At 58.3% G+C, this 25,918-nt stretch carries 23 protein-coding genes; 10 read left to right on the top strand and 13 right to left on the bottom strand.

Annotated elements, in window-relative coordinates; all coding sequences use genetic code 11:
* The first annotated feature begins 28 nt into the window (after positions 1-28).
* From WJU23_RS11410 to WJU23_RS11400, 3 genes are all read left to right on the top strand, one after another.
* On the top strand, positions 29-505 hold the full coding sequence (locus WJU23_RS11410; RefSeq protein ID WP_346332695.1) for a hypothetical protein: 477 nt from the start codon (positions 29-31) through the stop codon (positions 503-505).
* 87 nt (positions 506-592) lie between these two features.
* Positions 593-1,486 carry a branched-chain-amino-acid transaminase gene (ilvE, locus tag WJU23_RS11405; RefSeq protein ID WP_346332694.1) on the top strand — a complete coding sequence of 298 codons (894 nt, stop codon included), beginning with the start codon at positions 593-595 and terminating at the stop codon, positions 1,484-1,486.
* Between the two features lie 53 nt (positions 1,487-1,539).
* On the top strand, positions 1,540-2,337 hold the full coding sequence (locus tag WJU23_RS11400) for a thymidylate synthase (RefSeq protein WP_346332693.1): 798 nt from the start codon (positions 1,540-1,542) through the stop codon (positions 2,335-2,337).
* Here WJU23_RS11400 and WJU23_RS11395 read toward each other — a convergent pair whose 3' ends face one another.
* The 5 genes from WJU23_RS11395 to WJU23_RS11375 form a co-directional block, all read right to left on the bottom strand.
* Positions 2,338-3,258, bottom strand: a complete 921-nt coding sequence (locus WJU23_RS11395; RefSeq protein WP_346332692.1) for a dihydrodipicolinate synthase family protein — start codon at positions 3,256-3,258, stop codon at positions 2,338-2,340. It lies immediately after the preceding gene.
* 82 nt (positions 3,259-3,340) lie between these two features.
* Positions 3,341-3,982 carry a TetR/AcrR family transcriptional regulator gene (locus tag WJU23_RS11390; RefSeq protein ID WP_346332691.1) on the bottom strand — a complete coding sequence of 214 codons (642 nt, stop codon included), beginning with the start codon at positions 3,980-3,982 and terminating at the stop codon, positions 3,341-3,343.
* A 132-nt stretch (positions 3,983-4,114) separates the two neighbouring features.
* Complete coding sequence (locus WJU23_RS11385; RefSeq protein ID WP_346332690.1) at positions 4,115-5,326, bottom strand: AGE family epimerase/isomerase; 1,212 nt, start codon at positions 5,324-5,326, stop codon at positions 4,115-4,117.
* 78 nt (positions 5,327-5,404) lie between these two features.
* Positions 5,405-6,784, bottom strand: a complete 1,380-nt coding sequence (locus WJU23_RS11380; protein WP_346332689.1) for an SLC13 family permease — start codon at positions 6,782-6,784, stop codon at positions 5,405-5,407.
* 111 nt (positions 6,785-6,895) lie between these two features.
* Positions 6,896-7,636, bottom strand: coding sequence for a DUF1080 domain-containing protein (locus WJU23_RS11375; protein ID WP_346332688.1), 741 nt, complete (start codon positions 7,634-7,636; stop codon positions 6,896-6,898).
* Between the two features lie 140 nt (positions 7,637-7,776).
* On the opposite strand from WJU23_RS11375, the gene trpA reads away from it, so the two are divergent.
* The 3 genes from trpA to dapA are packed head-to-tail and all read left to right on the top strand — an operon-like array spanning position 7,777 to position 10,327.
* Positions 7,777-8,592 carry a tryptophan synthase subunit alpha gene (trpA, locus tag WJU23_RS11370; RefSeq protein WP_346332687.1) on the top strand — a complete coding sequence of 272 codons (816 nt, stop codon included), beginning with the start codon at positions 7,777-7,779 and terminating at the stop codon, positions 8,590-8,592.
* Between the two features lie 22 nt (positions 8,593-8,614).
* Positions 8,615-9,427 carry a diaminopimelate epimerase gene (gene dapF / locus WJU23_RS11365; RefSeq protein ID WP_346332686.1) on the top strand — a complete coding sequence of 271 codons (813 nt, stop codon included), beginning with the start codon at positions 8,615-8,617 and terminating at the stop codon, positions 9,425-9,427.
* A 21-nt stretch (positions 9,428-9,448) separates the two neighbouring features.
* On the top strand, positions 9,449-10,327 hold the full coding sequence (gene dapA, locus WJU23_RS11360) for a 4-hydroxy-tetrahydrodipicolinate synthase (protein WP_346332685.1): 879 nt from the start codon (positions 9,449-9,451) through the stop codon (positions 10,325-10,327).
* Between the two features lie 46 nt (positions 10,328-10,373).
* Here the strand turns inward: dapA and WJU23_RS11355 are convergent, their stop codons facing one another.
* Entirely contained in the window at positions 10,374-11,033 is a 660-nt protein-coding gene (locus WJU23_RS11355; RefSeq protein ID WP_346332684.1) for a DUF1080 domain-containing protein, read from the bottom strand.
* Between the two features lie 114 nt (positions 11,034-11,147).
* Between WJU23_RS11355 and WJU23_RS11350 the strand changes: the two genes are divergently transcribed.
* The 3 genes from WJU23_RS11350 to WJU23_RS11340 are packed head-to-tail and all read left to right on the top strand — an operon-like array spanning position 11,148 to position 13,568.
* A complete protein-coding gene (locus tag WJU23_RS11350) occupies positions 11,148-11,774 on the top strand; it encodes a L,D-transpeptidase (RefSeq protein WP_346332683.1) in 627 nt (208 codons plus the stop codon).
* A 52-nt stretch (positions 11,775-11,826) separates the two neighbouring features.
* Positions 11,827-13,077, top strand: coding sequence for a 4-hydroxy-3-methylbut-2-enyl diphosphate reductase (locus WJU23_RS11345; protein WP_346332682.1), 1,251 nt, complete (start codon positions 11,827-11,829; stop codon positions 13,075-13,077).
* Between the two features lie 53 nt (positions 13,078-13,130).
* The gene (locus tag WJU23_RS11340; protein WP_346332681.1) at positions 13,131-13,568 is read left to right on the top strand and encodes a hypothetical protein; all 438 of its coding nucleotides are present in this window, start codon (positions 13,131-13,133) and stop codon (positions 13,566-13,568) included.
* A gap of 43 nt (positions 13,569-13,611) precedes the next feature.
* Here WJU23_RS11340 and WJU23_RS11335 read toward each other — a convergent pair whose 3' ends face one another.
* The 6 genes from WJU23_RS11335 to WJU23_RS11310 form a co-directional block, all read right to left on the bottom strand.
* On the bottom strand, positions 13,612-14,679 hold the full coding sequence (locus WJU23_RS11335; protein WP_346332680.1) for a nucleoid-associated protein: 1,068 nt from the start codon (positions 14,677-14,679) through the stop codon (positions 13,612-13,614).
* Positions 14,680-14,825: 146 nt separating this feature from the next.
* Complete coding sequence (locus WJU23_RS11330; RefSeq protein ID WP_346332679.1) at positions 14,826-15,269, bottom strand: LysM peptidoglycan-binding domain-containing protein; 444 nt, start codon at positions 15,267-15,269, stop codon at positions 14,826-14,828.
* Positions 15,270-15,367: 98 nt separating this feature from the next.
* Positions 15,368-15,760, bottom strand: a complete 393-nt coding sequence (locus tag WJU23_RS11325) for a hypothetical protein (protein ID WP_346332678.1) — start codon at positions 15,758-15,760, stop codon at positions 15,368-15,370.
* Between the two features lie 70 nt (positions 15,761-15,830).
* Positions 15,831-17,252, bottom strand: coding sequence for a sulfatase (locus tag WJU23_RS11320; RefSeq protein ID WP_346332677.1), 1,422 nt, complete (start codon positions 17,250-17,252; stop codon positions 15,831-15,833).
* Between the two features lie 3 nt (positions 17,253-17,255).
* Positions 17,256-18,770, bottom strand: coding sequence for a sulfatase (locus WJU23_RS11315; RefSeq protein ID WP_346332676.1), 1,515 nt, complete (start codon positions 18,768-18,770; stop codon positions 17,256-17,258).
* Between the two features lie 2 nt (positions 18,771-18,772).
* Complete coding sequence (locus tag WJU23_RS11310; RefSeq protein ID WP_346332675.1) at positions 18,773-20,515, bottom strand: arylsulfatase; 1,743 nt, start codon at positions 20,513-20,515, stop codon at positions 18,773-18,775.
* A 161-nt stretch (positions 20,516-20,676) separates the two neighbouring features.
* Between WJU23_RS11310 and WJU23_RS11305 the strand changes: the two genes are divergently transcribed.
* Positions 20,677-22,764, top strand: coding sequence for a CocE/NonD family hydrolase (locus tag WJU23_RS11305; RefSeq protein WP_346332674.1), 2,088 nt, complete (start codon positions 20,677-20,679; stop codon positions 22,762-22,764).
* 97 nt (positions 22,765-22,861) lie between these two features.
* On the opposite strand, the gene WJU23_RS11300 is transcribed toward WJU23_RS11305, so the two are convergent.
* Positions 22,862-25,897, bottom strand: coding sequence for a DEAD/DEAH box helicase (locus WJU23_RS11300; RefSeq protein WP_346332673.1), 3,036 nt, complete (start codon positions 25,895-25,897; stop codon positions 22,862-22,864).
* Positions 25,898-25,918 lie beyond the last annotated feature (21 nt).

The raw sequence follows: 25,918 nt of genomic DNA, 5'->3' as shown, positions 1-25,918 counted from the left end.
TCCCCTCCCTCAACATTTCCTCAACATTATGGAGTCAAACACGCTTCAAGAAATCCCCCCCGCCACCGCCAAAAGCGCTCCCATCCGGCAGATTTCTGTCTTTTTGCAGAACCGTGTCGGTTCTCTGATGGCGCTCATCAAGCTGGTGCAGGAGCACTCCATTGAGGTGCTGGGCATCTCCATGCAGGACACAACCGAAATGACGCTCGTACGGCTGATCTTGAGCGATCCGGACGGCGCGGCGATGCTGTTCATCGAGAAAGGGATTCCGCATGCCGACTGCTTCATCATCGTGGTGGAGCTGAGCGAATCCGACCGTCGGCTGACGGAGTGCCTGTCCGCTCTTTTGGCGGCAGAGCTGAACATCGAATTTTGCTATCCTTTGCTGGTGCGCCCAGGGTTGTTTCCGCTGTTCGCGTTGCATTGTGATGATGTGGACATGGGGGCGGACGTGCTGAGCCGGTCCGGCTTTAAAGTGCTGTGCCAGGGAGACCTGAGCCGCTGAACCAGGTTCTGATGCCAGGAAGCTGCAAGCAGGGACTTGCAAATGGCCGGGCGACTGGCATTCTCACGGCCCTCCCATCCACTCATCATGGCATCCAATCCCCTGCTTATTTATCTCGACGGCAAACTCGTACCTGAATCCGAGGCCAAGGTTTCAGTCTTCGACCATGGTCTGCTTTATGGGGATGGCTGCTTTGAAGGCATCCGCATTTACAGCGGGCGTGTTTTCCGTCTGACGGAGCATCTGGTGCGCCTGTATGAAAGCGCGCGGTCCATCTGCCTGACGATCCCGATCACCATCGAGGAGATGGAAAAGGCGACAGTGGAAACAGTGGCGGCTAACAATCTGCAGGATGGCTACATCCGCCTGGTCATCACACGCGGTGTGGGCTCTCTGGGACTGAACCCTTATCAATGCCCGAAGCCTGGCATTATCATCATTGCCAGTGGCATCACGCTTTATCCAAAGGAGAAGTATGAGACCGGTTTGAACCTGATCACCTGTGCGACACGGCGGCCGCCGCCGGCAGCGCTGAGCCCGCAGGTGAAGAGCCTGAACTACCTGAACAACATCATGGCCAAGATCGAATGCATCCAGGCCGGATGTGAGGAAGGCATCATGCTGAATGAGCAGGGTTATGTGGCCGAGTGTACCGGCGACAACGTGTTCGTGATTAAAAACGGCCAGGTCTATACCCCGACCATCGCCAGCGGCGCCCTCAACGGCATCACCCGCCAGGCGGTGATGGAAGTCATGCGCGACATGGGTCTGACGGTGCATGAAGTGACCATGAGCCGGCACGAAATCTACACGGCGGACGAATGCTTCCTGACAGGCACGGCCGCCGAAGTGATCCCGGCGGTGCAGTATGACCGCCGCCTCATCGGGGATGGCAAGCCGGGCAAAGTGACTGCGGAGGTCATCAAGAACTTCAAGGTGCTGGCCAACTCCACCGGCACGCCGGTTCCCTACAACTCGTAATAATGAATGCAGGAGCGTGGCTCTTTGCGTCCGGCAGTCTGTTTCGACATCCCATGAACGAGTATCACCGTCTTCTTCAGAAAGTCCTCGACCACGGTTCCTACCGTGAAGACCGGACAGGCACGGGGGCGTATTCGGTTTTTGGGGAGCAGAGCCGGTATGACTTGAGCACCGGATTTCCGGTGGTGACGACCAAGAAGCTGCACCTGCGCAGCATCATCCATGAGCTTTTGTGGTTCCTGAAGGGTGATACCAATGTTGGTTATCTGCGGGATAACAAGGTGACCATCTGGGATGAGTGGGCGGATGAAAACGGTGACCTGGGGCCGGTGTATGGAGCCCAGTGGCGCCGCTGGCAGGGAGCGCCAGGGGCGGAGCCGGTGGACCAGATTGTGAAGCTGGTGGAAGGCATCCGGAAGAATCCGTACAGCCGTCGGCACATCGTCAGCGCATGGAACGTGGCGGTGGTGGACCAGATGGCCCTGCCGCCCTGCCACTGCCTGTTCCAGTTCTTTGTGGACCGGGGCAAGCTAAGCTGCCAGCTCTACCAGAGGAGCGCGGATTTGTTTTTGGGCGTGCCGTTTAACATCGCCAGCTATGCCCTGCTGCTGATGATGGTGGCTCAGGTCTGCGATCTGGAACCGGGGGAGTTTGTCCACACGTTTGGTGACCTGCATCTTTATTCCAATCATCTTGAGCAAGCCAGGCTGCAGCTCACCCGCGAGCCGCGACCACTGCCGGTGATGAAGCTGAATCCAGAAGTGAAGGACCTTTTCGCGTTTCGCTACGAGGATTTCACTCTGGAAGGTTATGATCCGCATCCGGCCATCAAGGCGGAGATTGCGGTGTAGTTAGAGACGGAACTCGGAGCTCAGCAGGCCCATGGACTCCAGATCAGCAGCCAGGGCTTTTTCCTGAGCGGCATCCAGGTTGGTGTGAGGAAGGCGGGCCGGGCCGACATCCACGCCGAGAATCTTCATCACGCATTTGGCGGCGCCCATGTAACCGACGGAGGCGAGGCGGGCGACGAGTTCCACGGAGCGTTTCTGTTCGGCACGGGCGGTGGTGAAATCATTTTTGGCAAAGGCGCGGAGGATGCGCTGATAGATGGGGGCGGCAAAGTTGTAAGTGCTGCCGACGGCACCCGTGGCACCGAGGGCGAGGCCGGCCAGGAGGCATTCATCGGTACCCCAAAGAATCGAAAAGGCACTGTCGCTGTGATACAGACATTGCTGGAACATCATGCCATCAGGGTTGGTGAACTTGATGCCAGCCAGGGTGGGCAGTTTTTCTGCGCCCAGAGTCAGGAACTCAGGCATGGAAAGGGAGATGCCGGTAAAGGAAGGGATGTCGTACAGGAAGAAAGGCAGCTCAGGTGCCGCAGCGGTGATCTGAATGCAGCAATCCACGAGAGCGGAAACGGAGCGCGGCTTGAAGTAGCTGGGGGACAGGGCGCTAATGGCATCGGCACCAAGCTGTTGCGCCTGGGCCGCAAGGGCAGCCACATCCCCGAGGCAGTTGGCGCCCACATGGACGATGACCTTCAAAGGGCTGCCAGCGGTCACTTCCATCCAGCGCTGTGTCAGTGCGTGGCGCTCTGCCAGGCTCAAGGAATGGCTCTCACCGGTCGTTCCGCCGATGAATGCGGTGCCGATACCGGTGTGCTGCAGATGGGCGGCCTGCTTTTCAACCACGCTGAGGTTGAGGGAGCCGTCGGCATGAAAGGGGGTGTGAGTGGCGGCAACAAGACCGGTGATGGGATGAGAGAGCATGATTGGTTATTCCTTATATAACACGCGAGACACCCCCGGTACGTCAAATGATCACCTGTTCTTTTTGGGGACAGGTTTTGAATCAGATTCCGAGGCCCGGCAGGAAAAGCTGTGCCTGAGTCTCCTCTTCAGGGCCGGCTTTTCGCATCTGCCGGGGCAGCTTTTTGAGGAAGACCTGGCAGGAGTCAACTGCGGAGGCATCTGCCGTCATGTGGTAGCGGATGATGGCACCGTCAATGAGGAGCAAAACGGCGGAGGCAGTTTGGCGGGGAGCGATGTATTCGAGCCGGCTGGCCAGATCAGCGATCCATTGCTCCAGGTCCGTCTTGTGATTCAGGATCACCCGGCGGATCTCCGGATCCGGTGACGGGTTTTCAGCCAGGGCATTGATGAAAGGACAGCCTCTGAAACCTGGCTCGGCAAACCATTGGCGGAGAGGTTCGGCGATGACCTCCAGCCCGCTGCCGGCCTGCTGCAGTTTCTTGTCCACGGTGGACTTGAACCACGCCAGCCAGGTCTCGCTGCGGCTGCGGAGGTATTCGGCGATGAGGTCGTTCTTGGAGGGAAAGTGCCGGTAGAAGGACATCTTGGCCACGCCGGATTCTGCGATGATTTTATCAATCCCCGTGGCGCGTACGCCGTCCAGGTAAAACAGCCGCAAAGCAGTTTCCAGGATGCGATCACGGGCACCGGTGCGGGGGCGTTTTGATTTAGATTTCTCCATGAGACTGTGGCTGCAAGTATCAAATCAGATCAAACAGACCTGTCTATCTCTTTTGATTGAGGTAAACAGACAGATCTGTCTATATTAATCCCCTGTCCTGCTATCGTTTTGTCAGTGCTTGCGCCGCTTCAGTTAAAGCAGCGTGTCTTTCGGAGATTCCAGGAGCTGAGAGCAATACCAAAGCATCCTGGGGAGATGGAAGGGGCCTTTGAACATGTTGCCTTTGGCGTGCTGGGAGACACTTCCGTCGCGGTGCAGATAGCCATACCATTCTCCGTGTGCGGGGTCAGGAAAATGGGCAAAGCTCCAGTCATGCACCTGCTGATGCATGGCGGCATACCGGGCATCACTGCTGACTTCGTAGGCCAGCAAGGTGGCGATGATGGCCTCGTTATGCGGCCACCAGAATTTCATGTCGTGCCAGTATTCCTGGACGGGTTTGCCATGAACATCGCGATAGTAAAACAACCCGCCATGCTCCTGGTCCCACCCGCGTTTCCACATGAAGTCGAGGATGTGCAGGCCTAACAGGATGTAGCTTTTTTCTCCACGCATGCGGCCCTCATGCATGATGAACCAGGCGCACTCGATGGCGTGGCCGGGATTGAGCATGCGGCCTTCCAGGTGGTCGAGAATGCTACCGTCCGGAGCGACGGTTTCCATGAGGACCTCCAGGTCGGGTTTGAAGAACAGGCGCTGAATGTCGAGGATGAAGAGGTCTATCCACTCGGTGGCGCTGCGGCCGGCCACGTCCACATGGCCGAGGTTGGCCCGAAGCTCCTGGGCGGTGACGATGCCGATCATAAGGGCACCGATGCCGACCATCGGGCGGGTGGTCGAATCCACCTTGGGCATCATGTAGCCGGGCTCAAAGGAGTGGCGGAGGTAAAAGGAAAAATCCCGGATGGCCGCTTCTTCATAATGATGGTCGCCGGAGGCCTTGGCATAGGCGGCGTGGGCGATGGAGGCAAAGGCCTCGCTGTAGGCATAACGGCGCATGCGCAGGGGTTTGCCTTCGCGGGTGACGGTGAAGAAGAGTTTGCCGTCGGTGGCATAGCCATGTTTTTCCAGGAAGGCCAGGCAGGAGCCGGCGGCATCGAAGTGCGCCCGGTCCTGGGTGAGCGTGTTGAACACCGTGGAAAACATCCAGCCTGCCCTGCCCTGGAACCAGATGCTTTTGTCGGTGTCCAGGATGCTGCCATCGCGATCCAGCGTGGTGATGATGCCGTCGTGCTCAGCATCCATACCGTGCTTTAGCCAAAAAGGCATCACGTCCTGCAACAGGGTGTCCTTATAAAAGGCGGCGAGCTTGAGGCGATCCTGCGGGGTGGTGATGAGACTCATTGGATAATCATCGAAAATGAACCGCCGGATGCATGGAGGGAAAACGCCTGCTGCTGTTTATGCGGGAGTGAAGTTGGCTCAACGCATTGGGAAAAGCCAGGCTCCGATCATGACAATGGGCAGGCCGACAAGACCCATGAGGGACATCATTGGAGTGACGATTTTCAGTGTTTCGGTTTCCTTCATGCCGGTCATGCGGGTGATGATCCAGAAGCCGCTGTCATTCAGCCAGGGGATGGGCTTGGATCCACAGCCGACGGCAAGTGCCAGGTAAACGGGATGAAAGGACATTTCTCCGGCCTCCAGGAAAGCGCGGGCCAGTGGTGCGGCTGTGATCATGGCAACGGTGGCAGATCCCTGTGCGGTGCGGACCAGGGCGGTGATGCAGAAGCAGATGGGGATGGCCCAGGTCTGCGCGGCATCTGCACCGAGGCTTTGAATGACGGTGGCCACACCCGTCTGGCGCAAGGTGCTGCCAAAGGCCCCTCCTGCGGCGGTGATGAGAAGGACGGTGGCCCCAGACATGATGGCGGCCTGGACTGCATCATTGACTGAGGGAGAATCTTTGCGGCGCTGGCTGGCTAGAAGCCAGAGACTGACGATGGCACCCATGGAGAGGGCGACATTGCTGTCCGCATACCAGGGCATGGATGTCTGAAACGATCCGTAGGTGATGAGGGCGACAGGGAGAACGATGGGCAGCAGGGAAAAGCCGAGCGATGGAAGCGAGGTGTGTTCTGTTTGCTGGACGGACTGGGCATCGTCTTCGGGCACTTCAATCTTCCAACGTTTGTTAGCCCAAACGGCGTAGAGCAGGCCAAAGGAGGCGGTGAAAAGGCCGACAATCAAACCGCCGATCATCATGGTGCCAACATCTACACCCAACTCCCTCGCAGCAAAGAGCGGGCCGGGTGTGGGTGGAACCAGGGAGTGTGCCATCGTGGCCCCGGCGACGATGGTGAGGATGTAGAGAAGATAGTTCCCGCCGGTCACCCGAGCCATGGCCTTGCCAATGGGCATGAGAAGGTAGAACACCGCATCAAAGTAAACCGGGATGGCCAGTCCAAAGCCGGTGAAAACAAAGGCGATGTGGGCTTTGCCCTTGCCAAACAGGGCCAGCAACGCCTGGACGATGCGCATGGCGGCCCCAGAATCCAGAAGGCACTTGCCCATGATGGAGGCCATGCAGATGAGAAGCCCCATGCTGGCACAGGTCTCGCCAAAGGCCTTGAGCACCCGGTCAGGGGGTGTGGAGGCGGCAAACTTGGCAACTTCTCCCGCGCTCATTTTGCCCAGGCTTTGCTGATGCTCGGCATAGCCGATGAGTGAATCTGCGGGCGTGACCAAAGCGACGACAAAAGCCGCCAGCATCATGGCCAGAAAGGCATGCAGGCGCAGCCCTAGCAGGGCCAGCACCACGACAACGAGACCGAAGGCGACAAGGCTGAGAGAAATCATGAAAAAGGTCGGACCCGCAGTCAACGAGAGTCCGACCCCTGACGTCAACCCTGAATGTGATCAAGGTGGCGTGTAAATGATGAATCAGATAAGACTGGAGCCATGCAGCGATTACTTTTTCTCAGCGAGGATTTTGGCGGCTTCCTCGGCCCCGATTTCGCGGACGAAGAGGTTGCGCCAGCGAATCTCGCCGCCGTGGGTCTGCAGCATGATGGGGCCTTTGGCCGGCAGCGGTTGGGTCTTGTCCCAGAAGGCTTCCATTTTGGCAGCGTCCACGACGAGCTTGTCATTCAGCCACACCCAGGTGATGTCGCCGATCTGGCGGATGCGGAAGCTGTTCCACTCACCGAAAGGTTTGTCGGCGACAACGAGAGGGTCACGACCGGGGGTTTTCGGCGTGTTGTTAAAAAGGCCGCCGGAACCGAGGTTGGGGTGGCGGTCGGGTTTCTTGGGATCGTCCGGCTGATTGATGTCCCAGATTTGCACCTGGGGTGCGCCCCGGAGGTAGATGCCGCTGTCGGCCTTGGCGACGGTTTTGTATTCGATGAGGAATTCGATGTCGCCAAACTCCTCGTCAGTGGTGGCATAAGGGCCGGTGCCGATATTGACCAGCTCGCCATTTTCCACACTCCAGTGGTCGGCAAATTCCTCGCGCATCTGCTTCAGCGCGGCGTCTTTTTTCTCGTCCTTGAGCTTGACGACGGAGTGGGGATTCAGGCCGTACCAGCCGGTGAGGTCGCGGCCATTGAAGATGGCACGAAAGCCGGGAGGCGGAGTGACGTCTGCAGCCGGAGCGCTGGTGGAAAGGATGCCCAAAAGGCTGAGGGCGAATGCGGCGGGAATGAATTTCATGGGTTTGTGGCTGGTGGTAACGGAGGGCCAGAGCGGCTTCATGCGTCCGGTAGTGGCGAGGATTCAGCTTATTGTGACTGGCAGAAGTTGCGCGGTTTGGTTGCACTGATGCACGGGACGCGCTAAATACGCAGCCCTCCATGTCTGCCCCTACCAACCGTATTGACCGTCATTTCGCCGAACTGCGCAAGTCCGGCAAGCGCGCCTTCGTGGCCTATGTATGTGCGGGAGATCCAACGCTGGATCTCACGATTGACATTGTACTGGCGCTGGAAAAGGCCGGGGTGGACATCGTGGAACTGGGCGTGCCGTTTTCGGATCCCCTGGCGGACGGTGTGGTGAACCAGATGGCGGCCGACCGAGCGCTGAAGGCGGGTGCGTCCTTCCCGAAGGTTCTGGAGATGGTGCGCAAACTGCGTGAGAAGTCACAGATCCCGCTGGTATTCTTCACGTATCTGAACCCGGTCTATACCTATGGGTATGAGCGCTTCCACAAGGATGCGGCGGCGGCCGGGGTGGACGGAGTTTTGGTGCTGGACCTGCCGCCTGAAGAGGCACTACAGAACGCGGAGCTGAAGCCGACGGAAGAACTGCGCCACATCCAACTGATCGCGCCGACCTCCCCGCCGGAGCGCATTGATATCATTGCCAAAACAGCGGAAGGTTTTGTCTATTATGTCTCCCGCCTTGGGGTGACGGGGGCGCAGGTGGAGATCGCCTCTGGCATTGCCGAGCAGGTGGCGGTGATCAAAAAAGCCACGGATGTGCCTGTCTGCGTGGGCTTTGGTGTGTCCAATCCTGAACAGGCGGCAACAGTCGCCAGCATGGCGGATGGTGTCGTCGTGGGCAGTGCCATTGTGAAGCTGATTGAAAAGAACGGCGGCTCGGCTGATCTGGCTGAAAAAGTGGAAGCCTTCGTGAAACCGCTGGTGGCGGCCGTGAAAGCTTTGGCGTAAACCTTTTTAGAACTCTCCCCACATGACCCTGAACTTTTGGAAAATGAATGGTGCCGGCAATGACTTTGTCATGCTGGACAACCGCGACCTGTCCCTGAAACTGAGCACGGAAGAGATCGCCAAACTGTGTGACCGGCATCGTGGCATCGGTGCGGATGGATTGCTTTGCGTGGAGCCCGCGACCGAAGGCGGCGACTTCAAGATGCGCTATTACAATGCGGACGGCGGTGAGGCGGAAATGTGCGGCAACGGTGCGCGCTGCTTTGGCCGTTTCGTCAACAAGCTACATGAGGACACGCTGACGCTGGTGCGCTTCGAGACGCTGGCCGGCATGATTTCCGCCGAGTTTGAAGGTGACCAGGTGCGCATCAACATGAGCGCCCCGCATGGTCTGCAGCTGGCCACCGACCTGCCTGTGGCGGGAGAGGTGCTGACGGTCCACAGTGTGAATACCGGTGTGCCGCATGCGGTGGTCTTTGTGGATGATCTGGATACTGTGCCGGTCAAAGCCTGGGGTGCCGGACTGCGCTATCACGATGCTTTTAAGCCCAAGGGCACGAACGCGAATTTTGCGAAAGTCATCGCTCCAGGCAGCATCTCCATCCGCACGTATGAGCGCGGTGTGGAGGATGAAACGCTGGCCTGCGGCACCGGCATGGTGGCCTGCGCGCTGATCCATCATGAACTCACCGGAGCCGCCAGCCCCGTTTCCGTCCTGGTCCAGGGCGGGGATACGCTGAAAGTCGGCTTCACTGAAACCGCCCCGCATGAATACACTGACGTGACGCTTTTCGGCCCGGCGGATTTTGTTTTCCAAGGCACCGTTACGCTCTAATCTCTTTTCTCTCCCTTTACCATGTTCGCAGGAACCCACACCGCCATTGTCACCCCTTTCCGAAACGGCCAGCTCGATGAGGAAGCACTGAAAAAGATCGTTGATTTCCAATTCGACAACGGCGTGTCCGGCGTGGTCCCGTGCGGAACCACGGGCGAATCGCCGACGCTGGACTATGATGAGCATGAGCAGGTGGTGAAGCTGACGGTGGAATTTGCCAAAGGGCGCGGCATCGTGATGGCGGGCACGGGGTCCAACAGCACCCGTGAGGCCATCGAGCTGACGCAGGAAGCCGAGGCCGCCGGAGCGAATGCATCCCTTCAAGTGGCCCCCTATTATAACAAGCCGACGCCGGAAGGACTATACCAGCATTTCAAGGCTATCGCCGACAATACGAAGCTGCCGATCATGCTGTATAGCATCCCGGGGCGTTGCGGCATCGAGATCGGCCTGGATGTCCTGGTGCGGCTGGCAGAAAGCTGCCCGAACATCCGCGCCATCAAAGAGGCTGGCGGCAACCCTGAGCGGGTGAGCCAGATGAAGCAGGTGCTGCCTGCGGATTTTGAGATCCTTTCCGGGGATGACGGCCTGACCCTGCCCTTCATGTCCGTGGGCGGTGTGGGCATCGTCAGCGTGGCGGCCAACCTGATTCCAAAGCAGATCAGCGACATGGTGAACCTGGCGCTGAAGGGCGACTATGCCGGCGCGCTGGGCATTCATCAGCAGTATTATCCGCTGTTTGCCGCCTTCCTGAAACTGGCCACCAATCCGATTCCGATCAAAACGGCGATGTCCCTGGCGGGTCATTGCACGGATGAGCTGCGACTGCCGATGGTGCCGATGGAGGCAGCCAAGGTAGAGGAACTGCGGGCCACGCTGGTGAAGCTGGGCTTGGTTTGACCGGACTTATATAAATGGCCCCGTGGTGATAAGCCATGGGGCTTTTTTATGGCTTCGCGAGCAGGGCTTTCATCCGCACGTTTTTGATGGCGGCCATCGTGTTATACGTGGTGATGGAGAGCGGTGCGTAGGCATCCATGGGGCCTTCGCGGAGGCTGACTTTGCGGTCCTTGATGTCCTGGTCCACGATCTGTTTGTCATCCAGCCAGGCGCTGATGTTCGCCGCAGTGACGCGCAGGCGGAAGCTGTACCATTTGTCGTCCTCATACCGCTGGTAAGTGCCGGTGGCGTTGTTGGCGGCATCCATGTCATCAATGCTGCTGATGCCGGTAACACTGCCGCCCCAGCCGCCGCAAACGAGGGTGGCGCATTTTTTCAAGTCACCGACGGGAAAGGTCAGTCCGCAAAAGAAGTCCACGCCTTGGAGACGCTTGGCCTGGAGGGTGATCTCATAATTGATGAGAGGCAACTCCTCCACCTTCTTGTAAACGGCCCCGCTGAGACTGTCGCCCTGGTTGATGATGAGCTGGCCGCCTTCCAGTGTCACATCCCCGCTGCCGCCCATGTCCACCATTTCCCAGTCCTTGAGGGATTTGCCGTCGAAGAGGATCCACTCGGTTTTGGCCGCAGGTTCCTGTTCCGGGGTCTGGGCGATGACCGGAAGGCTGATGGCGGCAAGAGTGAGGGCAGTAAGCAGGATTTTCATGAATCAGACGGTGTGAGGCTATGTAACGCAAACTTTCGCCAAGAATACCGACAATTTTATCAACAATAAAAACGTGTGGAGAGCTTTCCGGGGCGTGCTAACAGTGACGCCTGCATGAAAGCTTCTTTTATCCGTCGTTTCCTCAAAACCTCTGCGCTCGTCCTGGTTGCCGCTGCCCTGAGCAGTTGCGCCACCAAAAAATTCGGGACCAACTACTCCACCAGCTTTGATCCGCCAGCCAAGCCGGTGACCAATCCCTCTGCCGTGAAGCTGAAATTGAGCACGGGCGCCCAGCGCGTCTATGTGATGCAGGGGAATGAAGTTTTGCTGGCCACACCTTGCTCGGTCGGAACTGCCAGCACTCCAACGCCTCACGGCACCTTCCCGATCACCAGCAAGGTGGCCACCCGCCGCCGCGTGAGCAGCCCCGGGGCCGGTTATCCGATGACTTACTGGATGTCCTTTTATTCTCCTGCTTATGGGATGCACTGGGGCTGGGTGAAGCCTTATCCATGCACCCATGGTTGCGTGCGCCTGCCCATCAAGTCGGCCCAGAAGATCTTCAACATGGTGAAGGTGGGAACACCGATCCACATCGCGGCCAGCCATCCGGAAGACGCCACCATCGGCAAAACCCTGCCTGTGCTGGATGACTCCACCCTGGCCGACCCGCCAATGAGCTACATGCTCAGCGCCCAGGTGTTTGAAGATGCTCAAAAAGGCAAGATTTACAACTACTGACCCAACCGGTAAACGTACCCATTCCCCTGCCCTGTTAGCTTAGTCTCCACCAATGTCTGCCACTGCTCCAGCCCCAGCCTCACGTCGCGTCAACGTCCGCACACCGGAAGTCATGGAGCGGGTGCAGCAGGAGGTGGAGACTCACTATCGCAGCACGCTGGTGGAGGCCATCCGCAAACAGGGGAGCCTGATCCAGATCGGCAACACCACGGTGAGGCTGGCGCGTGACTTTGGGTTTTGCTACGGGGTGGAGCGGGCGATTGATCTGGCCTATGCGGCACGCCGTGTCTTTGCCGACCGGCGTGTCTATCTTTTGGGGGAGATCATTCATAACCCTGAGGTGAACCGCCAGCTCACGGAGATGGGCATTGTGAGCATTCCCGTCAGCGAGCACGAAACGGAAATCGCGAAGCTGAACAATGATGACGTGGTGATCGTGCCCGCTTTTGGCGCGGAAACCAAGCTGATGAAGCTGATCTCCGAACGCGGCTGCATGGTGGTGGATACCACTTGTGGCGACGTGATGAGCGTCTGGAAACGGGTGCGCAATTATGCCAAGAACGGCTTTACTTCCATCATTCATGGCAAGGCCAGCCATGAGGAAACCCGGGCGACATCGTCCCGCGCTTTAGGTGACCAGGGGAACGGCCATTATCTGGTAGTGCTGACGCTGGCGGATGTGGACTTTGTTTGTGATTACATCCGCAACGGTGGGGACAAGGCGGCGTTTTTGGAGCGGTTCAAAGGTGCCAGTGCGCTTTCGGAGGGCTTTGATCCTGACATTCATCTTAAGCGGGTGGGGGTGGCGAACCAGACCACCATGCTGAAATCGGAGACGGAAGAGATTCAGCGCCGTTTGCAAAAGGCCATCGAAGATCGCGATGGTCCCACGGTGACGGAACCGAACTTCCAAGTCTTTGATACCATCTGCGGGGCCACGCAGGAGCGCCAGGATTCCCTGTTTCTGCTGCTGCGGCAGCCGCTGGATGTGCTGCTGGTGGTCGGTGGTTACAACAGTTCCAATACGACGCATCTGGTGGAGATCGGCGAGCAGCAACTGCCGACGTTTTTTATCCGTACGGCGGAGTGCCTGACCTCGCTGGAGCAGATCGTTCACTTTGACCTGCATCTGAAGGCGGAAAAAACCAGCTACTCCAACAAACTGGCGGAAGAGGGACCGGTGATCATTGGCATCACTGCGGGTGCCTCCTGCCCGAACAACCTCATTGAGGACACGCTGCTGCGAGTTTTCCAGCTTCGGGGTATTTCGGCGGCGCAGGTGCGGGAAGTGGCGGGTGTTTGAGCTGTGAAAAAATCGCTGCTGAAAAACCGGGGTTTGAGACGTTCCTGTGGGATATGATCCGGTTGTTTTTCTTTCTTTGCCTCACGGTCCTGCTCAGCTCCTGCTCGCACTCCTTCAACAGGGAATGGAAGAGCGCATTGAAAGCCGGGCCGAAGACCGGCGTGGAAGGAGCCTGGGAAGGGACCTGGAAAAGTGATGTCAATGGCCACAACGGCCGGCTGCGGAGCGTGGTGGGTCCGGTCAAGAATGCGGAGGGCGACCACTCCTTTCATTACCACGCCACCTGGGCGAAGATCCTCAGCGGTGCTTACCGCGTGGACCACCGGGTGCAGACGGCCAAAGACGGAGCCATCTTCAAAGGCCAGCACAAACTGCCTGGCTGGGCAGGAGGACTTTATACCTATGATGGCACCGTCAAAGGCGACGACTTTGAGGCCCGGTATGAATGTGACCTGGATAAGGGCACGTTCCGAATGAAGCGGGTCAAGTAACAGACAGGGAGGCCGGACTGCTGCCGGCCTCCCGCACAGTTGGTTAGGCAGACATGTCTTTGTTGAAGAAGACCTTGATGAACTTCATGCCCTTCTTGTCGTCATACCCACGCTCCAGCACGGGATCATGCTCGGTGGAGAGGGTGGACTTGACGTGGATCTCCACGCCGGTGTCCAGTTTGAGGACCGCATTGATGCGCTTCTTGGCCTTGGTGACGTCTTTCTTGGAGATCTCAAAAGAGGTCTCCAAGGGTTGTCCTTGTTCTTCTTCAAGCCGCGCGCGCTGCTCCTGAAATTTGGTCTTGGCTTCCGGGGTCTTGAGGACTTCCTGCTCGAACTCTTCCAGGTCAAATTTCTCGCGCTCCTCGAAGTATTCGAGTGCGCCACGGGCGGCATTGCAAGTCTCCCAAGGCGGCGTGTCGTCCTCAGGTTTGGCTTCTTCCTCAAGGAATTCCACGGCCATCTTGGCATAGGCATTGGTGAGGAAGGCAGCATCAGGCACGGCTTCGACGCCCAGGAAATCCCGCACCCAGAAGCGTGAATCGGTGCCGGTTCTGTCAAATGTGAGGACGTAGTAACCCTTCTTGGACCAGTAATCCAGAATGAGGCAGCCTTTGTCTATTTTGTCAGGATTGATGCCCTGCTCGGTGGAAATCTGCAGGTCACCGTTCTTCGTGGAGATGCTGAGGAAAGGCACGACGCTTTCGGATTTCAAGATGCAGAGGCCTTGGACAAATTCACCCTCCACCTGGGCCTCCTTGATGTGGGCGATGCACAGGTCACCGGCCTTGATATTGGGATGATTGGATTTGGAATAAAGGCGCTTGGCGATCTCCACGCCGCGCTCGAAAAGCCCGTCCTTGGTTTCAAAGATGGCCTTCACGCAGGTGTTCATTTCATGCTGGTCCAGCGATGAATGATGGGTGAAGCGATGGGCCATCAGATTCTTGAAAGGCTTTAAAAAGATGGCCGTCAGGGCGGGCTGGTCTTCTTCAGAGATGGGAAAGACTTCTTTGGACGTTTGCAGAGGTTCATCGCGCTGGGGATTGCCGACTTTGGCAAGGACGACGTGGGTGGCAGAGGCGGTGTTGAGGCGGATCTTAACGGACATGAAGGGGCGGAGAGTAGAAAGGAATCAGAGTTGGCAAAGGGAATTCAGGCTGGTTTAAAGCAAAATGCCTGGGGATAATGACAGTCCTGCCGGGAGCTGCAAAAGCAGTCCTGACGTGTGCCCGGAGAGGACAAAATAATAATGGCTCAGCGCGGGATTTTGAGCGTTTTCCCGGCCCGAATCAGATCCGACTTCAAGCCGTTGGCGGCTTTGATCTTGGCGACCGTGGTGCTGTGCTTGCGGGCAATGCCACTGAGAGTATCCCCAGATTTGATGGTGTAGGTCGTCGTGCGGCTGGTCGTTTTCTTTGAGGATGAAGAGACTTTTCTAACTGGGGACGGCTGCTTGCGGGAGACGCTGCCACCGTGGGATGCCTGCCAGCGTGCCAGATCCGAAGCGGAGGCTGCGGATTCACCTTCTGCTGCCCAGGCGATGACGTAATTGCCGTTGTTGGGATCAAAAGGGTAGTCCTTGCGCGGCATCGAATGCGGCGGTGTCTGTGGAGAGCCCTGAAGGTTGATCACAGGCAGTTTGCGGGGCAGGCCTCTGGGTGTGGACGAACTGCATGAGGCCAGAAGTACAGGCAGCATCAAAACACCCAGGTAGAAAGAGGCACGGAGAAAGGGCAACATCACGGGGCAGATTGGATGCGAAGAAGCCAAATGGCAACAGAGACGTGCGAGCTGAATCACTCTCCGGGAACATGGAAACGCTTCACCAGTTCCTTGACCCGGGGGATGTTCTGGTTGTCACGCTCCATGATGATGATGCGTTCGTGGTAAGCCTTTGCCCCGGGCTTGGGGAGAGAATACACCCAGCGGGTGTCGTTATCGTGCCGTTCAGAGGGCTGTTTGCGCATGGTTTCATAGACCGTACGGCCATCCATGCCGGGCTTCAGACGGTTGAAATTCAGCTCGTCATAGTCCATGGCATACCGGGTGCCGGAGACCACAAAATACTTGGTCGCATTCACGGCATCCTTGCTGTCGTACCCCATGCTGAAGGCATAATAGCAATAGATCGCCACGGGAATGGCGATGATGAGCATGGGGGTGAAGAGGTACCAGTTTTTCTTGAACATAGGAGAAAGGTTGGAGGCGCGGATGCTGGGGCGTGGACCAGCATCCGGCAAGACAAAACGGCCAGACCGCTCAAGGCTTGGGAAAATAAAGATGCTCGCCCCGTTTCGCGGCCTGGTGTGCCTCATGAGTATCCTGTTTGGCACCTGGATCCCCCTGTTCTGCCAGCCAGCGGTCCAGTTCCTTGGTCAGCCGTTCATGGGTGGCGGCGTGCTTGGGATCGGCAGCCAGGTTGCTCATTTCATAAGGGTCTGAGGCGGTGTGGTAAAGTTCCTCCGCCGGCCGGCTCATGTAGCGCTTCACCAGGCGGTAGGTTTCAGGATTGTCCCAGGTGTTGGCCATCCAGGTGGGCCAGTAGGGATTGTTCAATGCACCTTTGTTTTGGATGCCCATGACGTGTTTCTCGATGTAAATTTCATCAGGCGTCAGGTTGCGGATGTAGCGGTATTCGCCATCGCTGACAGTGCGGATGGGATAGGCGGAGCCTTCTGGAATGTTATTGTGAACGCCATAGGCATACTGGCGATGGCTGTCCTTTTCTCCCCGCAGGACAGGAGCAAAGCTGCTGCCGTCAAAAGCAGCGGCGGGATCTTTGGGATTGCCGCCTGCCAGCTCAATGAAGGTGGGCACCACATCGGCAAACTGCACGATGGCGTCAGTACGCTTACCCACCGCCACTTTTCCTGGCCAGCGGGCAATGAAGGCTGTGTGCAGACCCGTATCCCAGTTGGTCCATTTGTTCCCAGGGAACTGAGAACCCTGCTCGGAACTGAAAATGACCAGCGTCTCTTCTTCCAGACCGGATTCTTTGAGCACATCCAAAATTTGCCCCACCTGTCCGTCCATGTAGGTGATCTCGGCCAGATAGCGGCCAAAGTCCTCACGGGTCTTGGGCGTGTCTGCGATGTTCGGCGGAAGCTGAATTTTACGCGGCGGATACTGGCTGGCATCGCCCATCACCCAGGGCACATGGGGCTCCACCAGGGCCACCACCAGGCAGAAAGGCTGATCTTTTTTGCGGCTGATGAATTCCTTGGTACCTTCCAGATCATGGGCCTGGGTGGGATTGCGCACGCAGTTGGGGTCAAAACCGGGGACGTTTTCAAAGGGGTAGGAGGTTTCGGGCAGGACATGTGACTTCCCGGCGAGACCTACCCGGTAGCCCAAAGCACCCAGGTGCTGAGGCAGGCTGGTGGTGCCGGGGCGGCTGGCGCTGTGGTTCCAGGCACAGCCATTGCGCATGGGAAACTGGCCGGTGTAAAGCTCCGCCCGGCAGGGCTGGCACATGGCCTCGCTGACATAGGCGCGGTTAAAGGTCAGCCCCTGGGAAGCCAGGGTGTCAATGTTCGGCGTCTTGGCATTTTTGCCGCCATAGACAGGCAGGTCGTTGTGCGTGCAGTCATCGGCCAGGATGAAAAGAATGTTCGGCTGAGAGGAGGCCAGCGCGCTGCCGAGAAGGGCCACTTGGGCCAGGAGAATGAGAAAAGGTTTCACAGGTCAGTTTTTAGATTTTTTCTTCTTTTTGTTAGGCGCGAACGATGCCGCCGCTTCGGGATGCTTTTTCAGAATGGCACGAAGCCTGGCCACCACCTCAGGCTGGGCGGCGGCCAGATTCCGTGTTTCAAGCGGGTCTTCCTGATAATCGTAAAGCTCCAAGTCAGCGGTTTCATCCGGCGCGCCAGGCTTCTTCCATTCCACCAAACGATAGCGTTCAGTGCGGATGGCACGGCCCATGACGGGCTGGCCCTGCCGCTGACGCGGGAAGGCGTGGGTGGCGTGATCTCGTACGCGGGCGGCGGGGTCTTTGAGCACCGGCACAAGGCTGATGCCGTCCATGGATTGAGGGCCTTTCAAAGGTGGCAGACCCGCCAGCTCCACCAGGGTGGGCAGCACGTCCACGGTCTCCGCAGGCTGGAGGGTGCTAGATCCGCCTTTGGCGACCCCTGGGGCCACGAAGATGAGCGGTATGCGGTTGGCCTGCTCATAGTTGGTGTGTTTGGTCCACATGCCATGGTCGCCCAAATGCCAGCCATGATCTCCCCAAAGCACGATCAGCGTCTGCTCAGCCAAACCGAGAGCGTCCAGTTCATCCAGCACGCGGCCAAGCTGCGCATCCATGAAACTGACGGAGGCATAATAACCGTGCATCAGCGTGCGCTGCATCTCTTCCGTCAAAGGCGGCTCCTGGGGCACAGGGTCGTAGTTGTTCAACTCGCCCAGGGTCTTGCCGGCGTATGCAGGTGCATCATCGGGCGGCATGGTCCTTTTGGGCAGCGGAAAGGCGGCGCGATCATGCCTATCCCAGTATTTCTTCGGCGCGGTGAAGGGCAGGTGCGGTTTCACAAAACCGAGCGCCAGGAACAATGGCTCGCCGGGCTTTTCCTTGGCCGCACGCAGCCGCAGGATGCCTGCATCGGCGATGCGGCCATCCGCATAGGCGTTGTCCGCCACGTCGGTGTTTTCCCAGGCGGCACCGCGAGGCAGTTCACGAATGCGCCCCAGCTCCTGGTTGGTGAAAAAGGCTTCTTCGCGGGTGAGCTGCCCGTTGGCCGAATTGGCCGGGTCCAGATACTCCACCACTTTTTCCTTGATGGCCGGAACGCTCCATGAGGCATCGTCATCATTGTTGCCGTGGCCGGTGTGCAGAATCTTGCCGATGGCCTCTGTCCGCCAACCATGCTTCTGAAAGTACTGCGGCATCGTCACCGCATTGGGCACGGCTTTGCGGAAGTTGTCTGACAGATTATAGATGCCCAGCGAGGTGGAGCGCGAGCCTAACAAAAGGTTGTTTCTTGACGGTGCGCATACCGCCTGGTTGCAATAGGCCAGGTCAAAACGCATCCCCCTTGCAGCCAGGCGATCCAGATTGGGTGTCTTCGCCAGGGGATCACCGTAACAGCCGATGGCCGGTTTCAAGTCATCCACGCAGATGAGCAGCACATGCGGGCGCTCTGGCAGAGCAGCCTGGAGAGACAAGGCTGCGACAAGCAGGGGAAAAAGGCAGCGCAGCATGATCAATTCTTCTTTTTGGCATTCTTGCCCTTTTTACCCTGTTTATTGGGCAGCGGATCGCCATGCGGCAGGCCCCAGATCCAGGGGATAACCTGGGCACGTTTGGCCCAGGTTTGCCACTGGGCGGACATGGATTTGACGCGCTCAGGCTGGCTGGCGGCGAGGTCGTTCTGCTCCGTGCGGTCGGCGGTCATGTCGTAAAGTTCCCAGGCTCCCTGTGCGCCTTTGGCCACCAGCTTCCACTGGCCGTCACGCACCGCGCGGTTGCCTTCATGCTCAAAGAAGATGGGTTCTTTGCGGCCCATCCCCTGCCCTGCCAGGGCAGGCTTCAGGCTCACACCTTCCATGGGTGTGATCTTCTGCCCGGCGTGCTCAGCCGGATAGGTGGCTCCGGCCAGGTCCAAGCAGGTGGCCATGAGATCAATCAAATGGGAGGGCTGCGATTCCAGCATGTTATGGCGCGCCGTCGGGATGCCTTTCGGCCAATGGGCCACCAGCGGTGTGCTGATGCCGCCTTCATGCACCCAGTGTTTGTATTCGCGGAAGGGGGTGTTGCTCACGTTGGCCCAGGCTTCGCCATAGCCGATGTAGGTGTCCGCTGGTCCGGGAAGCACACCGTAACCCTGGCGCATGGGGTAGCCATCGCGGGTCTGTTTGGGAATCATGTCCGGCTGCAGGTCCGTGGCCGCCATGGCCGGCCGGGTGGGTTTGTCAGCGCGAGGGATAAAAGGGCCTTTGCGACCCATCGGCTCCGCACAGCCGCCATTGTCTTGGAAGAAAAGGATGAGCGTGTTGTCGTATTGCCCCTGCTCTTTCAGTTCGGCCACCAGTCGCCCGATGGCCTGGTCCATGGAATCCACCATCGCGGCATACACTTCCATGCAGCGGATCTCGAACTCCCGGTTTTCCACCTCGCTCCAGGCACCGCCTTTCTGGGCCGCCACCTGCCAGTTGTCCGGCAGCAGGCCCAGCTTCTTCATCTTCTCCACACGGGCAGCGCGGATGGCATCATAACCGGCATCATACTTGCCTTTGTATTTGGCAATGTCCGCAGGCTTGGCGTGCATGGGCCAGTGGGCGGCAGTCATAGCCACGTACATAAAGAAAGGCTTGTCCTGATGGTCCTTGGCGTGGTCAGCCACAAAGCGCGAAGCATTGTCCGCGATGGCATCAGTATAATAATACTCCTTTGGCTGATACTCCGCATCGGCATAGGCGGAGATGAGCTCATTGTCGCGGGTCAGGCTGTTCGGATCATAAAAACTCCCTGCGCCGTGAATGGTGCCATAGAACCGGTCGAAGCCGCGCTGCAAAGGCCAGTTGGTTTTGTCCTGCGCCCCTTGGGGATGGACTTTTTGGGTCACGTGCCATTTTCCGGCCATGTAGGTGCGATAGCCGGCAGGTTTCAGAGCCTCGGCAATCGTCACGGAATCCCGGCTCAGCTCTCCCCGGTATCCGTCCAGCCCCTTATCATCCATCATGTGACCGATGCCGGCCTGATGCGGATACAGACCCGTGAGCAAAGACGCCCGCGTGGGACAGCATCGGGCCGTGTTATAAAACTGGGAGAAGCGTACGCCTCCCTGGGCCAGGGCATCCAGGTTGGGCGTATTGATCTCGCTGCCGTAGCAGCCGATGTCCGAATAGCCCATGTCATCCCCCATGATGAGAATGATGTTCGGCTTCTCCGCGGCGTGGACGGCAGCACAGATAAAAAGGAAGGTAAGCAGCAATAACGGTCGCATCCCCTTATGACGAACCATCCGCCGCTGTCTTGCCAGCCAAAAAGGCACCGCCGCCTATCTGGAATCCAAGTGATGAAATCGCAGGAGGCCAGTGGAGCATCAGGCCAGTACCAACTGAGGCCACAAGATCACCACTCCTGGCGGAGTAATAAAGGCACGCCATGAAGTCCCTCCTCTTCCTCCTGCTGCCGCTTTCAGTGTATGCCGCCCGTTTTCCTGAAAAGACTCCGGATTCACCCGGCGCACGGATGCTGGACCGGTACATGCAGCAGCAGACGGCGGACATTGAGGAAAATGGCGGGCTGAGAGACATCCAGACCGCAGAAGACTGGCAGGCCAAGGCGCCTGAATACCGCCGCCAACTGGCCGAAATGCTGGGCCTGGACCCGATGCCCGAAAAGACCCCGCTGCTGCCCACCAAAACGGGCGAGGTGAAAGGCGACGGTTACGTCATCGAGAACATGCATTACCAGGCCGTGCCCGGTCTGTATGTGACGGCCAATTTATACCTGCCCACGAAAGTGGAGAAGCCGCTGCCGACCATTTTATACGTCTGCGGTCACGCCAATGTGGTGAAGGACGGAGTCAGCTTTGGCAACAAGACGGGCTATCACCATCACGGCATCTGGTTTGCCCGTCATGGGTATGCCTGCCTGATCATTGATACGGTGCAGCTTGGGGAGATTCGCGGAGAACATCATGGCACGTATAGCAAAGGCCGCTGGTGGTGGTTTTCACGCGGCTATACCCCGGCGGGTCTGGAAGCCTGGGCCGGTATCCGCGCTCTGGATTATCTGGAAACCCGGCCAGAGGTGGACAAAACTCGCTTTGGCATCACTGGCCGCAGCGGAGGAGGGGCGTATTCCTGGTGGGTAGCGGCGCTGGATGACCGTATCAAGGCGGCGGCCCCCACCGCCGGCATCACCAGCATGAGGAATCATGTGGTGGATGGCTGCGTTGAGGGTCATTGCGACTGCATGTTTCAGGTGAACACCTATCGCTGGGACTATGACCGCCTGGCCGCCCTGGTCGCCCCGCGGCCGCTGCTGATCTGCAATACGGACAAAGACTCTATTTTCCCCATTGATGGCGTGTTTAATGTCTATCAAAACGTGCGCCGAATTTATACCCTGCTGGATAAAGAGTCCAACATTGGCCTCCAAGTGGCCGAAGGACCGCATAAGGATCTGCAACCGCTGAACAATGGCGCCTTTCACTGGTTCGAGCGTCATTTGAAGGGGGCAGATTCGATGGCAGTGCTGGATGAAGGTGCCAAAAAGTCACTCGACCCCGCCGTGCTGAAGGTCTTCAAAGAACTGCCGAAGGATGAGAAGAACACGACCATTGATGAGTCCTTTGTCCCCATGGCCGAAAGTCCGCCCGCGCCGACTGCCAAGGCGGACTGGGAAAAGCAACGGGATGGCTGGATGAAAGCGCTGAATGAGAAGGTCTTCGTCAATTGGCCGAAGGAGACCCCTGCCCTGACCATGGGCAAAGAAGGCAGCATCGAGCAGGACGGCATCCGCATGACCGCCTATGATTTTGAAACCGATCGGGCTTTCCGGCTACGGCTCTACATCACCCATAAGGAAGGCTTGCGGCCTGAGGACCTGGATCTGGTGGCCATGAATGTGCTGGATGACCAGGGGTGGAAGGATTTCAACAGCACCTATGGCTCGCGTTTTGGCAAACTCATCGAGCTGCCGGTGGCTGGCGAGGCGGATGAAAAGGCCTTCGAGAGCGAGAAAAAGATGTTCGGCACTTTCAAATGGGGCATGGCGTATCTGTGCCCGCGTGGCATCGGCCCGACGGAGTGGACTGGCAGCGTCAAAGCGCAGATCCAAAGGCAGCGCCGGTTTTACCTGGCCGGGCAGACGCTGGATTCCATGCGGGTCTGGGACATCCGCCAGGCGGTGCAGGGATTTAAAAAGATCCCTGGGCTTGAAAAGACCCCTCTTTGGCTTCAGGCGCACCGGGACATGGCGGCGAATGCCCTTTATGCCTCCCTTTATGAAGAAGGCATCACCCGGCTGGACTTGCATGATCTGCCCACCAGCCACCAGCAGGGGCCGGCGTATCTGAATGTGATGAAGTTCCTGGACCTGCCACAGGCGGCGGCCATGGCGGCGGAGAAAACCCGTGTCATCCTTTATACCAGCGACTCCGACGCCTGGGACTTTCCCACGACGACGGCCAAGAACCTGGAGTGGTCCGAGAAGCAGTGGAGCATCCGCAAGCCTGTGCAGTAATCCTCACTCTCCGAGTGAGGCGATCCAGAATAAAAGCTGCCTTTTCCGCAAACCACGAAATCCCCATCCCCTCACTCAGAGAGTGAGAAATACTGTACTAGCCCGCAATCAGGTCTTCGAGGTCACTCTCAAGCAGCCCTGCCATGAGTGGCGATTGATCATCAATCGCCGCTTCCACCAGACCGCGCTTTTTGGCCTGGAGGGCCAGAATCCGTTCCTCAACGGTTCCCCTCAGGGCCAGGCGGTAGGCGGTGACCACACGCTGCTGGCCGATACGGTGGGCCCGGTCAATGGCCTGGGATTCGACCGCCGGATTCCACCAGGGGTCCAGGAGGATGACGTGGTCGGCAGCGGTGAGGTTGAGACCATAACCACCCGCTTTGAGGCTGATGAGGAAGACGCGGCAGTTCGGGTCGGTCTGGAAGGTTTTGACCTGCGCATCCCGGTCCTGGCTGCTGCCATCCAGGTAGGCAAAGGTCATCTTTTGTTCTCCCAGGTAATCACGCACCAGGTGTAAATACTGGACGAACTGGCTGAAAATGAGCACTTTTCCACCGGCATCTAAAATCGATTCCAGGCGCTCCTGGAGCATCGGCCATTTTCCCGAGAGATCTTCCCGTTCCAGCTTGCCGAGGGTTTCCTTTTGCAGGCCGGTGAGCCGGAGGTCGCAACAAACTTGCCGCAGGCGCAGCAGGACGGTGAACATGGTCATCTTGGCCCCGCCCTGGCCGGAGCGCTTGCGAGCGGCTTTGATTTCCTCGCGTCCCTCTTCCAGGACTCGGCGATAAACCTCTCCCTGGGACGGGCTTGGGTCGCACCAGAGCACCTGCTCAATCTTATCCGGGAGGTCTCGCAAGACTTCGCGTTTGGTCCGGCGCAGAAAGTAGGGCCGGATAAGCTTTTTGAGCCGCTCGCTGGCCGCCTGCCCGGCGGGCGTACCAAGGGCAGTCTGGATGGGCTGGTCGAAACGTTCTTTGAAATTCTCCCGGCTGCCCAGGTAACCCGGAAGGAGAAACTGGTAAATGGACCACAAATCCCGGGTGCTGTTCTCCACCGGGGTACCGGTCAGGGCGATGCGGGAGTGAGCACGAAGGCTGCGCAGGGCTTTCGCGGCATCGGTGTCCGGGTTTCGGATGTAGCTAGCCTCGTCGAGAAGAAGGATACCCCAGGCATGTTGGTTAATTACTTCTATATCTCTAACTATCAACTGATAGGTAGTAATTATCACGTCGTGTGCGTGAATCCGATCAAGAACTTCCTCGCGCTTACTGCCCTGCGAAATGGCTACTTTTAGCTGGGGGGCAAAACGCTCGAACTCGGCTTTCCAGTTTCCGCAAAGTGACTTGGGGCAGACGATGAGACAGGTCTGTCTTGTTTGTGAGGTTGCTTTGAAATGAGAGACGAAAGCGATGCTCTGCACAGTCTTGCCCAGACCCATTTCATCCCCAAGGAGCCCTCCACGGCCAGCTTGGGCCAAGGCGGACATCCAGCGGACGCCAAGAAGCTGGTAAGGGCGCAGACGGGTGCCCAGTTCTCCAAGGATGGCAAGAGTCTCCTTTTCGCCTGGGAGGGGGGCGGCAGATTCAGAATCATCCAGGAAATACCCGGCATGGAGGGAGCTGATGCGGGCTCCATCGGGAGTCAGCTGCAGAGGGACGTCTTTGAGCGTTTCCTCGAATTCCTCGACCTCTTGAAGGTCCAGGAGATACTTTTTCCCATTCTTGCCCTGGACTGAACGCTGGCCGGAACGGACCAGACGCAGGACCTCGGACCGGGGCAGGCGGAAGCCATCGGGGGATTCGTAGCCGAACTCCATGGCCAGCCAGTCGGAGCCGCCAGTGCGTCCGCCATCTGTCGGCACTTGGCGGATTTGCGGCTGGATGCGGGCTACGCCACGAGTGGCAGCGCGCCATTTATCCCCTTCTACCACCCGCAGTTCCTGGCGCAGCCTGGGGAGGTCAGACGCAAAAAACCGCATCACATTCTCCGGCCCCATGAGGCGGAAAACTTCCATGTCCGCGGTGCCGATTTTTACCCCCGCTGATTTAAATCCGAGGTGGTGAAGACGGGCTAAAAGCCGAGATTGCGCATTTCTATTAAAGACGTAAAAAGTGCCTTCAGAAGATTCATCCTGAATAGGAAAAAGCTTTTCAATGTTCGCAGATGAACCAGCGGATGTGACATTCCACCGATAGCTCTGAAACTCCGCACTTAAGGTCACATCCGCCGCCTGGAGGGAGCCATCCAGATGCAGCACGAAGGTGCAAGGCACGGGGGCTACATGGAAGCGCTCCAGAGCCGCCCCTCGAGTCTCGACTTGGAAGATATCCGCCAGAGCTTCCCGCTGGGCGACCAACCATTTCAGGGGGCGGCGTGCTGGGAGTTCGGTCAAAATTCTGGCCGCCTCACCTTCTGACTGTGGCAGCGGAAACAGGCTGGCCGTTTGAGGACAGGCCCACCAGCCAGAGGGCTGATTTTTAAAAACAGGTCCCTGTCCCGTGCTTTCCAGAGAGAGCTTTACCTCTTCCCCCTGCGCCTCAATGAGCAACGGCAGGCGCACCGGATCGGCAGCAATGCCCAGGGGCGTGCCGCCGCCGGAGGGCTTGCCAGCGATGACCCGGGGATGATTGGCCAGGACCGGAAGGAGATCCGCCAGGGCTCTGGCATTCAGGGAGATGGGCACGCTTTTCCCCACGACCCCCTGCTCTGCCAGCCAGGCGGCCAGCAGGGATTCCTCACCGTCACCTCCTGGCTCAAATTTCACATAAGCACCGAAGGGCTCGCGGAGGGCACCTTGCAGGATCGTTTCCGGAAGGAACAGGGTATAGCGCCCCCCCACACGACGCGGCTGACGGGTCGCTTGAACAAGTTTCTGCGCGGATGGAGCCGGGGAAGATGGCTTGGCAGCTGCGGGCCGGAGACGCATCAGGGCCACGGCCAGGGAGTGTTCGCAGATCAGTCCCCGGCGCGCCGAGGGACAGGTGCAGAGGTTGTCCACATCTCGGTGGCTTTTGATGCGCAGACCGCAGGAAAACTTCATTTTCCCGCTGCCGGCAAGGCCACGTACAAGCCCGGCCTCTGCTGTCTGCAGTTCCACAAGACCGGCATCCACGAGGCCGCGCGCGGCCTTCATGGCTTGCCAGCCACCGATTTC

The organism is Prosthecobacter sp. SYSU 5D2 (genome assembly GCF_039655865.1).
GTDB lineage: Bacteria > Verrucomicrobiota > Verrucomicrobiia > Verrucomicrobiales > Verrucomicrobiaceae > Prosthecobacter.
This window is presented reverse-complemented; position numbering and strand designations above follow the sequence as displayed.